The 14,028-nt window shown below is 60.6% G+C and carries 9 protein-coding genes and 1 tRNA gene; 3 read left to right on the forward strand and 7 right to left on the reverse strand.

Going from position 1 to position 14,028, the window contains the following annotated elements; translation table 11 throughout:
* Positions 1-2: 2 nt before the first annotated feature.
* Both J7447_RS21560 and J7447_RS21565 read right to left on the reverse strand, forming a co-directional pair.
* The gene (locus tag J7447_RS21560) at positions 3-197 is read right to left on the reverse strand and encodes a hypothetical protein (protein WP_209170889.1); all 195 of its coding nucleotides are present in this window, start codon (positions 195-197) and stop codon (positions 3-5) included.
* 300 nt (positions 198-497) lie between these two features.
* A tRNA-Arg gene (locus J7447_RS21565) sits at positions 498-574 on the reverse strand.
* A gap of 381 nt (positions 575-955) precedes the next feature.
* Here J7447_RS21565 and J7447_RS21570 point away from each other — a divergent pair.
* Together J7447_RS21570 and J7447_RS21575 are read left to right on the forward strand one after the other, a co-directional pair.
* Complete coding sequence (locus tag J7447_RS21570) at positions 956-1,855, forward strand: hypothetical protein (protein WP_209170891.1); 900 nt, start codon at positions 956-958, stop codon at positions 1,853-1,855.
* Positions 1,815-3,341, forward strand: coding sequence for a M48 family metalloprotease (locus tag J7447_RS21575; protein ID WP_208992226.1), 1,527 nt, complete (start codon positions 1,815-1,817; stop codon positions 3,339-3,341). Before J7447_RS21570 ends, J7447_RS21575 begins: the two co-directional genes overlap by 41 nt.
* 111 nt (positions 3,342-3,452) lie before the next feature.
* Here the strand turns inward: J7447_RS21575 and J7447_RS21580 are convergent, their stop codons facing one another.
* From J7447_RS21580 to J7447_RS21600, 5 genes are all read right to left on the reverse strand, one after another.
* Positions 3,453-4,316, reverse strand: a complete 864-nt coding sequence (locus tag J7447_RS21580) for an RNA polymerase factor sigma-32 (RefSeq protein ID WP_055660074.1) — start codon at positions 4,314-4,316, stop codon at positions 3,453-3,455.
* 190 nt (positions 4,317-4,506) lie between these two features.
* Positions 4,507-5,091 (reverse strand): CarD family transcriptional regulator, encoded by a 585-nt coding sequence (locus J7447_RS21585; RefSeq protein WP_023002626.1) that lies wholly within the window; start codon positions 5,089-5,091, stop codon positions 4,507-4,509.
* Positions 5,092-5,547: 456 nt separating this feature from the next.
* Positions 5,548-5,880, reverse strand: a complete 333-nt coding sequence (gene fdxA / locus J7447_RS21590) for a ferredoxin FdxA (RefSeq protein WP_031270075.1) — start codon at positions 5,878-5,880, stop codon at positions 5,548-5,550.
* A gap of 215 nt (positions 5,881-6,095) precedes the next feature.
* Positions 6,096-6,461 carry an RNA-binding S4 domain-containing protein gene (locus J7447_RS21595; protein ID WP_088665223.1) on the reverse strand — a complete coding sequence of 122 codons (366 nt, stop codon included), beginning with the start codon at positions 6,459-6,461 and terminating at the stop codon, positions 6,096-6,098.
* A 35-nt stretch (positions 6,462-6,496) separates the two neighbouring features.
* The gene (locus J7447_RS21600; RefSeq protein ID WP_209170894.1) at positions 6,497-9,640 is read right to left on the reverse strand and encodes a DEAD/DEAH box helicase; all 3,144 of its coding nucleotides are present in this window, start codon (positions 9,638-9,640) and stop codon (positions 6,497-6,499) included.
* A 799-nt stretch (positions 9,641-10,439) separates the two neighbouring features.
* Here J7447_RS21600 and pyc point away from each other — a divergent pair.
* Positions 10,440-13,880 (forward strand): pyruvate carboxylase, encoded by a 3,441-nt coding sequence (gene pyc / locus J7447_RS21605; RefSeq protein WP_031270079.1) that lies wholly within the window; start codon positions 10,440-10,442, stop codon positions 13,878-13,880.
* The last annotated feature ends 148 nt before the right edge of the window (positions 13,881-14,028 follow it).

A 14,028-nucleotide genomic window follows, 5' to 3' on the forward strand; every position in this document is an offset into this window, starting at 1 on the left:
AGCTAGAGTAATTCGCGGCCTACAGCCAAACTGTCCAAAAACAGCCGGTCCTCCGAGTCGAACACCAAGGGCGCTTTGAGGTCGCACTCTGCCAACATCTGCTCAAGGGAGCGCGCTACAGGTTTATCCTTCTCAGGTTGGTCGCCTTGAGAGTCGATTGCGCGATGTTCTCGTTTTCGGAATTTTCTTCTTTTCATTCTGGACCTCCGTAGCGGGCATTCAAAACAGGCAGACGCTGTAGATTAACATTTTTCCGGCGGGCAGTGTCACATATTTATTTGTGATATCAGTTAGTTAGTACGTATCTGCTTAGTGTCCGCCTGGTCTGATCCAAATGAGGTCGAGCGGAGTGCAGGAGCTGCTCTCGTCGTTCGAACACCCCGCCTGCTGTCAACGAATAAAGCTCTGCATGGCTTACATAGCGCTTACATGAAACGAAGTGCCAAGCAGCGTCATTTGCTGGCGCTATGTAAATTATTGAAAAATATAGAGAGTTTTGGTGACCCCGGCGCGATTCGAACGCGCGACCCTCAGATTAGGAATCTGATGCTCTATCCTGCTGAGCTACGGGGCCTTGATGCGGTCGATTAGCATGATTTGACGTCCGTGGCGACCCCTGGCTGCAACAGACTGTCGCTGCCGATGGGGATTGTTTGTCGAGGACGCCGGTGCGCGGCGAGGGGAATGTTGACGCGCCGTGGGCCGCTCCCGCGTTGTCCTGATTTTTACTGCCGTTTTACTGGCGTGTCTTGGACTTGCCTTATTCGCTGCTTAGCAGTTTGGATCATCGTGACCGCTTTCTCAGCCTTGCCCGATGCCATGCATGTTGTCGGGTGACGTGTGCCTTGCGCTGCCTGCCTGCAGGAAGCGTTCCGGAAAAGGGTCGCGTACCAAGGTGAAGGAAGCGGACGTGCCACAGCGGCGACAGAAAACGGGATGGAGAAAAGCCGGGCGGGTGACAACCCTGCGCACGGCTGCCGCGCCGTTGTTTGCCGGCTGCGCTGCCGTTCTGCTGGCCCAGGCCGTTGCCGCTGACGAGCGCGCGCCGGTGGAGCGCCCGGAAATACCCGAGGCTGCCGATGTTTGCGCCGGGGTGCGGCAACAAACCGTTCAGGTGACCTTCGACAGCAGTGAAGCCCTGTTCGTGTCCGCCGCCGGAGACCGCTTCCTCGCGAGCGATATCCAGATGCCGATGCAGGCGTCAGGACAGGCGAGCGGCGAAGATGCCGGCCGGAACACCTTGCAAGCCTATCTGGAAAGTCGGCCTGATCTGGAGCTGGCCGCAGTCGCGGCTGGACCGGAAAACCGCTGGGGGCTAACGCCCGGCTGGGTGTTCGTTTCGGATGATGGCCATTCCGCGCTTCTGCAGGAACAACTTTTGAAGGCAGGCGTTGCCATTTTTGCTCCGGGTCATGCCGGAGCTGAGTGCGCAGACGCCTTGCGGGCCGCGGAAACGCAGGCAAGCCTGGCACGAGCGGGCCTTTGGGGCGAGACATCGCCGCGTCTTGTCTATTCCGCAGCCGCGCCAAAGTCTTTCAGCGACGCTTCCGGGCACTATGTTATTGCAAGAGGACGTATTGTTTCCCTTGGAAAAACGCGCAGCACCCGTTATCTGAACTTCGGAAAATACTGGAAAACAGATTTCACGGTCACGCTGAAGGCTTCAGCTGAGGACGACGTCAACACGGCCCTCGGGCGATCCGGCTGGACGCTGGATGCCCTGGAAGGGCAGGTTGTCGAAATACGCGGCTCCGTTCAGGAAAGGGACGGACCGTCTATGGTGCTCCGCCATCCGGAGCAACTGGTGGTACTGAATGACAAAAGGGCAGGACGTGACGGCCAAAGCAGCAACTGATTTCCGTCAGCCGGCATGTTTGCCCGCACGGCGCGGCCTGCGCCGGACCTGGCTGCGCAACCTTGTTGCAGGCGGTTCCGCGCTTCTGGTGGCCTCCTGCCAGTTGCTGGGCGACGGACCGACCGTCGGCACGGTAACGCCCGGTACACTGCGCCCCAACCTTGCGGCCGATATCGGCGAGCGGGAGCATCCGCGCGTGGTGGCCACCTATGGCGGTGTCTACAAGGACGCCGGCGCGGAGCGGGCTGTTGCGAGCGTTGTCGGCCGGCTGGTGGCGGCATCGGAAGACCCCTCGCAGAGCTACAAGATCACCATTTTGAATTCGCCGGCCATCAACGCCTTCGCCTTGCCGGGCGGCTATCTTTATGTCACGCGCGGTCTGCTCGCCCTTGCCAACGACACGTCGGAAGTTGCCGCCGTGCTGGCGCACGAGATGGCGCATGTGACAGCGAACCACGCAATCAAGCGGCAGCAACGTGCTGAAGCCAAGCAGCTTGCCAACAAGATCCTGACCGACGTGGTGCAGGACAGCGAGGAAGCCCGCAAGGCGATCATCTCGTCGCAGCTTTCCTTTGCCCGCTTCAGCCAGGTGCAGGAGCTTGAAGCCGACGATATCGGTGTGAAGACCCTCGCAAGGGCCGGTTTCGACCCCTATGCCGCTGCACGGTTCCTGCGGTCCATGGCAGCCTTCGCCCGCTACCAGTCCGCCGACAAGTCGGGCTCGACCGCGCCAGACTTCCTGTCTTCCCACCCTTCCACGCCGGAGCGCTTGCAGATCGCCATCCGCGCGGCCCGGCAGATCGGTGCACCGGGCATCGGCGAACGTGACCGCACCCGTTATCTCAGCCAGATCGACGGCATGCTGTTCGGCGACGACCCGCTTGAAGGCTTCGTCCGTGGACGTTCCTTCCTGCACAAGGCGCTCGGCATCAGCTACACCGTGCCTTCCGGCTACATTCTGGAAAACACACCTGAAGCGGTTCTGGCCAGCAATGGCGACGGCACGGCGATCCGGTTCGACGGCGCAGATGTCAGCAGCTATTCCGGCCTGCGTGATTACATGAACTCCGGCTGGATCAACGGCCTGCTGCCCGAAAGCGTCCGCGAAACGACGATCAACGGTCTGCCGGCGGTCACCGGGGCGGCCATCACCCAGGGCTGGTCCTTCCGCATTGCAGTGATCCGGATCGGCAAAACAGGGTATCGCTTCATCTTTGCCAGCCGCTCGCCCAATGAAACGTTCGACCGGGATTTCCACCAGACGGTGGAAAGCTTCCAGCAGCTGTCGCCGACCGAGCGTGCCCGCCTGCGCTCGCTCCGGATCAAGGTCGTCACCTCCAAGCCGGGCGACACACCGCGGAAACTGGCGATCGGCATGAGCGGTGTCGAGCCTTCACGGCGGCTGGAATTCTTCTCCATCCTGAACGATCTGAACGCCGATCAGGCGATCCCGACAGGCACGGCGATCAAGCTGATCGTCGACTGACGGTTTTTCTCCCGGTTCGGCTCCGGCATTTGTCTGATTGAAAGCAGACGCTGCTCAAAAAAAGGCGGACCGGAAGGTCCGCCCGTCAGAGTTACTTGGAGGAGATAGAGGTCAGGTGCTGTAGGCGGCCCTGTCCGGCTGTGCTGCCAGCAGGGCGGATTTCAGTTTTTCCATGGCCCGGCTTTCAATCTGCCGCACGCGTTCCTTGGAAATGCCGAGTTTCACGCCAAGCGATTCCAGCGTGGCGCCCTCTTCCGACAGGCGTCTTTCACGCACGATCTTCAATTCGCGCTCGCTGAGAACCTCCAGGGCGGAGGACAGCCAGCGACGCCGGCGTTCGGCATCGATGTTGACGGTCACGATCTCGTCCGGCAACGGGGCATCGGACACCAGGAAGTCCTGACGGTCCGCGCTGGAGCCTTCGCTGTCGGTCACAGGAGCGTTCAGGGACGTATCAGGGCCGGACAGCCGCGCATTCATGAGGGCGACATCGGACTGCTTGACGCCGATTGCGTCGGCGATCTTCTGGTGAAGCTCGCTGTCGGTCAGAGGAGTCTGATTGCCGGAGAGCTTGGCACGCAGGCGCCGAAGATTGAAGAACAGGGCTTTCTGGGAGGAAGAGGTGCCACCACGAACGATCGACCAGTTGCGCAGGATATAGTCCTGGATGGAAGCGCGGATCCACCACGTGGCATAGGTGGAAAAGCGCACTTCCCGTTCCGGTTCGAACCGGGCGGCAGCCTCCAGAAGACCGACATGGCCCTCCTGGATCAGATCGCCAAGCGACAGCCCGAAGTTGCGGAAGCGTGAGGCAACAGCAATGACCAGGCGCATGTGCGAGAGCGACAATTTCTCAAGCGCTTTCTCATCCCGGTTATGTCGCCAGCGGATCGCAAGCTCCAGTTCCTCTTCACGCGTGAGGTAGGGGGCTTTCATCGCGGCCCTTACCAGTTGACGTTTCTCGCTCTGGGACATGATCGACGCTCCGATATGTTATCGGGGGAAATACGTACCGAAGCGTAGGTTAGATCACTTATCGCTACCGTTGGGGCAGTTTTTGTGCACTTTCGCGTGAACAGCGCGCGAGGTGGTGGTGCCAAAACGAATAAGGGCCCGGATTTCTCCAGGCCCTCGTCGATTTTCGCGTTCGGAAAATCCGCTTGGATCAAGCGGCTTCTTCCTTGTCCTCGTCGTCTTCCGCTGCAGCTTCCTCAGCGGCTTTGATGCGGCTCGGAGATTTTGCCAGGTTCTGTTCGATCTGCTTGACCGCTTCGGTTTCGGAACATTTGTTCACTGCCGCGATTTCGCGGGCCATACGGTCGAGCGCAGCTTCGTAGAGCTGGCGTTCAGAGTAGGACTGTTCCGGCTGGTTTTCAGAGCGGAAAAGATCGCGAACCACTTCAGAGATCGCGATCAGGTCGCCGGAGTTGATCTTGGCTTCATATTCCTGAGCGCGGCGGCTCCACATCGTCCGCTTAACGCGCGGGCGGCCACGAACGGTCTCGAGAGCCTTCTTGACGGCCGCAGGGTCGCCAAGCTTGCGCATGCCGACGGAGGCAATCTTTGCCACCGGGACACGAAGGGTCATCTTGTCCTGTTCAAAAACGATAACGAGCAACTCCAAAGAGTGACCTGCAACGTTCTGCTCTTCAATGGCGGTAATCTGGCCGACGCCATGCGCCGGATAAACAATGTACTCGCCCGTCTTGAAACCTTGGCGCTGCGCGGTCTTTTTGGTGTTCGTTGCCATACTCGTATTCTCTCCTGCGCAGTTGGCGGTCCGGGTTCGGACCGATGACGGACCGCGGTGCGGTCCCCTGTTCTTGTGCGACACGAACCCCGCAGAGCGATCCGTAATGGAACGCCTGTTGATATGCGGCGTGTCAGGGCTGGTCAGTCGACGTTTTCCACTTTAGAACCTTGATCAGTCATATGAGCTGCCGGGAGCTTGATCTGTCCGGTTGTTGATACCCGGGACAGTTTTCAAAGACTCCGTTTTGGGGGTTGTTCTCGTGGTTGGCGACTATCTTCCATGTGTACCACACTTTTGTGGAAAATTAAAGTACTGAGCTTTAATGGTGCCAAAACACCACAAGGGCCCCGCCCGGTCGCCACGGGCAGGTACCTGAAAAAGATGGAAGAATCGCCGTTTTAAGCAGTTCTTGTTTGTCTTGCGGCAGTCTGCCGCACAAGCAGTTTTCGCGAATCAGGACGCAGGATTCGGCGAAAAATACTTTTCGAACTTGTTTTCCTTGCCGTCAAACTCTTCAGCGTCCGGCAACGGTTCTTTTTTCTCAGTGATGTTCGGCCACTTCTCAGAGTATTCGGCATTGACCTCGATCCATTTCTCGAGGCCGGGCTCCGTGTCAGGCAAAATCGCCTCCGCCGGGCATTCCGGCTCGCAGACGCCGCAGTCGATACATTCGTCCGGATTGATGACGAGGAAATTCTCACCCTCGTAGAAACAGTCCACCGGGCAGACTTCAACACAGTCGGTGTATTTGCATTTGATGCAATTGTCCGTGACGACGTAGGTCATCGCTATCCTCATTCGGCGCCGGGCAGCCTGCAGCCGATTTGCGCAAGGCCCTGGCGGTCAGTTTCGTGCCGCTCTCGCAAAGAAGGCGCACGTATAACGTCTGGTGCAGATGTTGGGTATCGTTTTTGTCAAACGGGCGCAAGCGCTCTGGATGACGCAGTCCGGGCCTGAAAGAGAAAGTTTTTCTGTTTTCCGGGCTTTGGCAGGAAACAGCGTCAATCGCCGCCGCGGAACGCGTCGATTTTCCGCCGCTCGCGCTTGGTCGGGCGACCGGCACCGGCTTCGCGCTGTGCAGGCGCAGGTGGCGGCGGGGCATCCTTCGGCGGGGGCGGGGGCGAGAGATCCTCGTAAAGCTTGCGGGCTTCTTCATAGGGGCCGCGCCTGGTGCCCAGGGCGAGGATCTTGAGGACGAGGATACGGCGATCCAGGCCGATGGTCAGAACGTCGCCGGTTCGGACAGTCTTGCTGGCGGAATCGATCTTGTCCTTGTTCACCCGGACATGACCGGATGTCGCCAGCTTCTGGGCAAGAGAGCGGGATTTGGTGACCCTGGCGTACCAGAGCCACTTGTCGATGCGCAGGCTGCCGGCGGCAGCATTGTTTTCAGGCGCAGGAATTACTTCTTGTCCTTGCTGTCCATATTCGCCTTCAAGGCCATCAGGGCCGCGAAGGGCGAGTTCGGATCGATCGGCTTGTCCCTTGGGGCCTTGTCGCGGCGGTTACCACCGTCAAAGCCCTTCTGGCCGCCATGACCACCACGGCCGCGGCCTTCGCCTTTCGGTCCGCCCTTGCCGTGACGCTTCTCGCCCTGACCACCTTTGGCACCCTGACCTTGACCCTGGCCCCGGCGGTTGTCGCCGCCTCGGCGCTGGTCCTGACGGCCGCGTGGACGGCGGTCGTGCCGGCCCGGACGCCAGATCTCGATGGTCACTGTTTCCAGTTCGGTTTTACCCGCAGTGGCCTCAGCAGCAGCGGTTTCGCCTTCCGTCTGTGCATCCGGCGTTGCTTCCACAGCGGCGGTTTCAGCGGCGGTTTCAGCGGTTTCAGCGGCTGCGCCTTCGGCAGATGCTGCAGCTTCGGCGGGGGCTTCCGCCGGTTCGGAAACCGCGTCAGCTTCGGCAGTGGCCGGTTCAGAAGCGGCTTCGGCGGTCACGGCTTCGGCCGTCTCTTCCGTAGCCGGTGCTTCCGTTGCGGTTGCTTCGGCGGGAGTGTCCGCTTCGGTCGCGGCAGTTTCCGCCACCGGCGCCTCTGCAGTTGCTTCCGTTGCCGGCTTGGCCGCAACAGGGCGCTGCACTTCCTTGGTCTCGGACCGGTAGCCGAGGGATTTCAGCACGGCGGAGAAGTCCTCACCGGCGCAGCCGAGCAGCGATGTCATGGCAACGGTAACGGTGAAGCCGCCTCCGGTTGCGACCGCACCTTCCGGCGGGCTGACTTCCGCATCAAGCGGCTTCCAGGCGATCAGCGGACGGATCAGGTCAGCCAGGCGTTCCAGAATGTCGACGCGAACGGCACGCGGGCCACAGACGCGGAAACCGACAACCTTGTAAAGCGCCTTGTCGATGGTTTCATCAACCGGGATGGACGTGCGGCCGGATGCAGACAGCTGTGGCAGCTCGGCCATGCCGTTCATGTCCAGCGAGCCGTGCTTCAAGGCCCAGAGCTGTGCCAGCAGCTGGCTCGGCGCAGGCTTCAGCAGGGCGGGCACGAACACGGTGTAGGCACCAAAGCGGATGCCGTGCTTGCGCAGGCTGGCGCGCATGTCCTGGTCGAGCTGGCGGATCTCGTCGGCAGCTTCCTGGCGTTCCAGGATCCCGAGGCCTTCAACGATGCGGAACGCGATGCCGCGGGCAAGACCTTCCAGGCCTTCGCCGGCCTTCAGGTCGACAAGCGGTTTCAGCAGGGTGTCGATCTGTGCCTTGACCCACAGATCAAGCCGCGCCTGTACATTGTCGCGTGCCGGGCCGGTCAGATGTTCGTCGGCCAGCAGCAGCACGACCGGTGTCAGCACCTCTTCTCCGGCGACGAGCTTGGCCACGGGTTCCCCGCGCCAGCGGATCACGGCTTCGGACGTCAGCACGAAATCAGAGTTCTCGGACTTGCCGAGCTTGTCCGCACGGGATTCGATTTCGGTGGTCAGGGCCTTTTGGGCTGCGGCACGCACGGTCTTGCCGTCCGGTCCTTCAGCTGCCGCGTCAGGGGCAAACCGGAAGCCAAGCAGATTCCCGATGTGCTGACCTTCCACGAGCACATCGCCGCTCGATGTAATTTCCGCTTCCAGCATTGCGTTCTCTCTCAAACGTCGCATCAATACACTTGTACGCCGATCCACGAACCGCTGCGTCAGCCGCTCGTGAAGGGCGTCAGATAGTTTGTCTTCTATGTCGCGCGTCTCGCCCTGCCAGTGGGCCGGATCGGCCAGCCAGTCGGGACGGTTGGCGACATAGGTCCAGGTCCGGATATGTGCAATCCGGTTTGCGAGAGTGTCGATATCACCATCTGTCCGGTCTGCGAAGGCCAATTGACGCGAGAACCAGTCATCGGCAATCGCATTGTCCTGCATCAGGTGGGTGTAAATGGTGTTGAGCAACTCTGCGTGGTTCGCCGGGGCGATCTTACGATAGTCGGGGACCTGACACACGTCCCATAACAATTCGACCGCATTTCCGCCCTTTGCCATGCCGGATATTGCGGGATCGCGCAATAAATGTTCAAGAGCGGTGATGTCGTCGCCAATGGGTGCCCTTGCGAGACCCTCTTCACGCGGCACCATGTCGAGGCTTGAGCGCAAGGCGTTTGCCGACGAAAAATCCAGCGCACTGTTGCGCCATTGCAGCACTTTCAGGCTGTCGAAGTGGTGGCTTTCGATCTGTTCGACCAGGTCGTCGTCCAGCGGATCGACCCGTCCGGTCACCCCGAAGGTGCCATCCTTGGTGTGGCGGCCGGCCCGTCCAGCGATCTGACCCATCTCCGAGGCGGTCAGCTGGCGGTACTGATAGCCGTCGTATTTGCGGTTGCCGGCAAAGGCGATGTGATGGACGTCGAGGTTCAGTCCCATGCCGATGGCATCGGTCGCCACCAGATGGTCGACATCGCCGTTCTGGAACAGTTCCACTTGTGCATTGCGCGTGCGCGGACTCAGCGAGCCGAGCACCACGGCCGCCCCGCCGCGTTGGCGACGGATGAGCTCTGCAATGGAATAGACTTCGTCTGACGAGAAGGCGACGATGGCCGAACGGGCCGGCAGGCGCGAGACCTTCTTGGAGCCCGCATATTCCAGCACGGACATGCGCGGCCGCGTGACCACATTGATGCCCGGCAGCAGTTTTTCCAGCAGCGGGCGTGCGGTCGCCGCACCCAGCAGGAGCGTTTCGGATTGACCGCGGACATTCAGGATGCGGTCGGTGAAGACATGACCGCGATCGAGGTTGCCCGCCAGCTGCACTTCGTCGATGGCGACGAAATCCGTCTTCAGGTCCAGCGGCATGGCCTCAACCGTCGAGACCCAGAACCGCGGGTTCTTCGGGACGATCTTTTCTTCGCCGGTGACCAGCGCCACCGCTTCCGGACCCGCGCGGTCGGCAACACGGTTATAGACCTCACGCGCGAGCAGGCGCAGCGGCAGCCCTATCAGCCCGGAAGGCTGGGCCAGCATGCGTTCAATGGCGAGGTGGGTTTTGCCGGTATTGGTCGGTCCGAGCACGGCCGTCACAGTGCGGGACCGGGCAGACGGCGGCAGCGGCAGGGTCTGGGGACGGGGCATGGGGAGGCTTGTGATCGGCTTTCTTCGGATCGGCGCAAACGGATGGCGCCTATATCTGGTGTCGCGTGTCTAGCACAGCCGGGGCGGGCATGTCCTTATTCTTTTGGCCAGCCGGTCAGGTTTTTGATGGTTGAGATATGTTGTGGAGAACGACTCTGGAACAAACCGAAACCGAATCGGCGACTCCGGACGATTCAGGATTTGTTCCCTACGACATGTGGTTTGCGAGGTGGGTAGAGCCACAAAATCCTGAATCTGGTCAAGAGGTTGAGTCGTTTTGCGCGGTTGTGGCTGATTTGCTTCGAATCTCTGTCAATGATTAATTTTCCATAAACGCGTATCATCGCCGGAGGGGGGGTGCCGTTTACCCGGGGACACAGGGTGAACGAATCTTGGACGAATCGCTGATTCATAAAGGTTGCGGATTTGTTCTCACAAGATCTAGTGGGTATCCGGTAGGGCGGTGTCTACGCAGTTGGGCCGTCGGGAGGGTGATTTTGTCTTGCCGACAGGAATGTGTCCCGAAATGGTCAGCAGCCACGCAAGCCGGTTTTTGCGGTTTCGGCGCCTGTCCCGATCTGAAAATTGCTGCGCTGCACCTTTTTTAAAAAGTCCGGGAGGATCTGGGGTTCAATCGAATTAGTGTTCGTTTTCCTACAGTTATGGGCGCAGACGCAAAATTATTTTCCAAGTTAAAAAAAGGACATAGCTTCTGCCCCTTTTCAAGCGCCTCCGACCAAAGTAGAAATCTTGCCGAAACTGGCTTTTCGTTTTGCGTAAAATTAGGGGGAGAAGGCGTTTGGCGATAACAAAAATTCTCGTTGCTAACCGATCTGAAATCGCGATCCGGGTGTTCCGTGCCGCCAACGAGCTGGGCATGAAGACCGTTGCGATCTATGCCGAGCAGGACAAACTGGCATTGCACCGGTTCAAGTCCGACGAAGCGTATCAGGTCGGCAAGGGGCTCGGGCCGATCGAGGCGTACCTCTCCATCGACGAGATTATCCGCGTTGCCAAACTCTCGGGTGCAGACGCCATTCACCCCGGTTACGGCCTTCTGTCCGAAAGCCCGGAATTCGTGGATGCCTGCGAACAAGCCGGCATCACTTTCATCGGACCGAAGTCCGAAACCATGCGCCGCCTGGGCAACAAGGTGGCCGCGCGCAATCTGGCCATCGAGGCGGGGGTGCCGGTGATGCCGGCAACGGACCCGCTGCCGGACGACATGGACGAAATCAAGCGCCAGGCCGCCGAGATCGGCTACCCGGTCATGCTGAAGGCCTCCTGGGGCGGTGGTGGCCGCGGCATGCGCGTCATTCCGGACGAAGCGACCCTGGCCAAGGAAGTTCTGGCGGCCAAGCGCGAAGCCATGGCGGCATTCGGCAAGGACGAGATCTATCTGGAGAAACTGGTCCAGCGGGCGCGCCACGTCGAAGTTCAGATCCTGGGCGACGGCGAGAACGTGGTTCATCTGTTCGAGCGCGACTGTTCCATCCAGCGCCGCCACCAGAAGGTGGTCGAGCGCGCTCCGGCGCCGTATCTTTCGGCCGAAAAGCGGGCCGAGCTCTGTGAATATGGTCTGAAGATCGGCCGGGCCGTGAATTACCGCGGCGCCGGCACGGTCGAGTTCCTGATGGATGCCGACACCGGTGCCATCTACTTCATTGAAGTGAACCCGCGCGTTCAGGTGGAACACACGGTGACGGAAGAGGTCACCGGCATCGACATCGTCCAGGCACAGATCAAGATCTGCGAAGGCGAGAAGATCGGTACGCCGGAAAGCGGCGTTCCCTCCCAGGACAAGATCCGTCTCAACGGCCATGCCCTGCAGTGCCGCATCACGACGGAAGATCCGGAGCAGAACTTCATTCCGGATTACGGGCGCATCACCGCCTATCGCGGGGCGACGGGCTTCGGCATCCGTCTGGACGGCGGCACGGCGTATTCCGGTGCGGTCATCACCCGTTTCTACGATCCGCTTCTTGAAAAGGTCACGGCCTGGGCCCCGACGGCGGAAGACGCCCGCAAGCGCATGGACCGCGCCCTGCGCGAATTCCGTATCCGCGGTGTGGCGACAAACCTGGTGTTCCTGGAGAACATCATCAGCCATGCCGACTTCAAGGCCAACAACTACACGACCCGGTTCATCGACGAGACGCCGGCCCTGTTCGAGCAGACCAAGCGTCAGGACCGCGCAACCAAGCTCTTGACCTATATCGCCGACGTTTCGGTGAACGGTCATCCGGAAACCAAGAGCCGCGCACGTCCGCCGAAGGATGTGGCCGCGCCCGTCATCCCGAACTTCGGCGATGCAAAGCCCTCCGGCACACGCCAGTTGCTGGACGAATTGGGTCCGAAGGGTTTTGCCGACTGGATGAAGGACCAGAAGCGGACGCTGGTCACCGACACGACCATGCGCGATGCGCACCAGTCGTTGCTGGCAACCCGCATGCGGACCCACGATATCGTCAACATCGCGGATGCCTATGCAGCCGGTCTGCCGAGCCTGTTCTCGCTGGAATGCTGGGGTGGCGCGACCTTCGACGTTGCCATGCGCTTCCTGACCGAAAGCCCGTGGGAGCGCCTGCACAAGATCCGCGAAAAGGCGCCGAATATCCTGTTGCAGATGCTGCTGCGCGGCTCCAACGGTGTCGGTTACACCAACTATCCGGACAATGTGGTCAAGTATTTCGTGGCGGAAGCCGCTGAAAACGGCATTGACCTCTTCCGCGTGTTCGACTGCCTCAACTGGGTGGAGAACATGCGTGTGTCCATGGACGCGGTCCAGGAAGCAGGCAAGCTGTGCGAAGGCGTGCTCTGCTATACCGGCGACATGCTGGACAGTGCCCGGCCGAAATACGACCTGAAATACTATGTCGGCCTTGCCAAGGAACTGGAAGCAGCCGGCGCACACATCCTGGGTCTCAAGGACATGGCCGGCCTGTTGAAGCCGGAAGCAGCCAAGGTCCTGATCCGGACGCTGAAACAGGAAGTCGGCCTGCCGATCCATTTCCACACGCACGATACGTCCGGCATCGCCGCGGCCACTGTTCTGGCAGCGGTCGAAGCGGGCGCCGACGCAGTGGACGCAGCCATGGACGCGCTGTCCGGCCTGACCTCCCAGCCGTGCCTTGGCTCCATCGTGGAAGCCCTGCGCGGTTCCGACCGTGATACCGGCCTCGATGCCAAGACGATCCGCCAGATCTCGTTCTACTGGGAAGCGGTGCGGACTCAATACCGTGCCTTCGAAAGCGACCTGCGCTTCGGGGCTTCGGAAGTCTACCTGCACGAAATGCCGGGCGGCCAGTTCACCAACCTCAAGGAACAGGCCCGTTCGCTTGGCCTGGAAACCCGCTGGCACGAGGTGGCGCAGGCCTATGCCGACGTCAACATGATGTTTGGTGACATCGTCAAGGTGACCCCGTCTTCCAAGGTCGTCGGCGACATGGCGCTGATGATGGTCAGCCAGGGGCTGAGCGTGGCGGAGGTCGAGGATCCGGCGAAGGATGTCGCGTTCCCGGACAGCGTCGTCAAGATGCTGCACGGTGACCTCGGCCAGTCTCCGGGCGGATGGCCGGAAGCGCTTCAGAAGAAGGTTCTGAAGGGCGAAACCCCGATCACCGTGCGGCCGGGGTCGCTCCTGAAGGATGCCGATCTGGATGCGGAGCGAAAGACTGTTTCCGACAAGACCGGCCACGGCATCAGCAACACCGAGCTTGCCTCCTATCTGATGTACCCGAAGGTGTTCACCGACTTCGACAAGGCCCAGCAGCAATATGGTCCGACGTCCGTCCTGCCGACCCCGGTCTATTTCTACGGCCTGGAACCGGGTGACGAGATCTCCGTCGATCTGGAAGCCGGCAAGACGCTGGTGATCCGCTGCCAGGCGATCGGCGAGACCGACGAGAAGGGCGAGAAGAAGGTCTTCTTCGAGCTCAACGGCCAGCCGCGCAACGTCAAGGTTCCGGACCGCGCCCATGGCGCCACCGGAGCTGCCGCAATGCGCAAGGCCGAGGACGGTAATGCAGCACATGTCGGAGCACCGATGCCGGGCGTCATTTCCACGGTGGCGATCACCGCCGGCCAGGATGTCACCGCCGGTGATGTGCTGGTCTCCATCGAAGCCATGAAAATGGAAACCGCGCTCCACGCCGAACGCGACGGCAAGGTCAAGGAAGTCCTGGTCTCACCGGGTTCGCAGATCGACGCCAAGGACCTTCTGGTGGTCTTCGAAAGCTAAGATGCTGGCGACAGCACCAATCAAAGGCCGTCCGGATCCATTCCGGGCGGCCTTTTTGTGTCCGCCTCACCCGTCATTCCGGACCAGCGCGGCGGAGCCGCGTGCAGATCCGGAAGCCGGATATCATTCGCCTTCAAGCGCGTCTTTC

It is taken from the genome of Labrenzia sp. R5_0 (assembly GCF_017743835.1).
Classification (GTDB): domain Bacteria; phylum Pseudomonadota; class Alphaproteobacteria; order Rhizobiales; family Stappiaceae; genus Roseibium; species Roseibium algicola.

Coding starts and splice junctions, on each gene's coding strand:
- J7447_RS21575 (WP_208992226.1), top strand. CDS start 1,815: ATGACAAAAGGGCAGGACGTGACGGCCAAAGCAGCAACTGATTTCCGT.
- J7447_RS21560 (WP_209170889.1), bottom strand. CDS start 197: ATGAAAAGAAGAAAATTCCGAAAACGAGAACATCGCGCAATCGACTCT.
- J7447_RS21580 (WP_055660074.1), bottom strand. CDS start 4,316: ATGTCCCAGAGCGAGAAACGTCAACTGGTAAGGGCCGCGATGAAAGCC.
- fdxA (WP_031270075.1), bottom strand. CDS start 5,880: ATGACCTACGTCGTCACGGACAATTGCATCAAATGCAAATACACCGAC.
- J7447_RS21600 (WP_209170894.1), bottom strand. CDS start 9,640: ATGCCCCGTCCCCAGACCCTGCCGCTGCCGCCGTCTGCCCGGTCCCGC.
- J7447_RS21585 (WP_023002626.1), bottom strand. CDS start 5,091: ATGGCAACGAACACCAAAAAGACCGCGCAGCGCCAAGGTTTCAAGACG.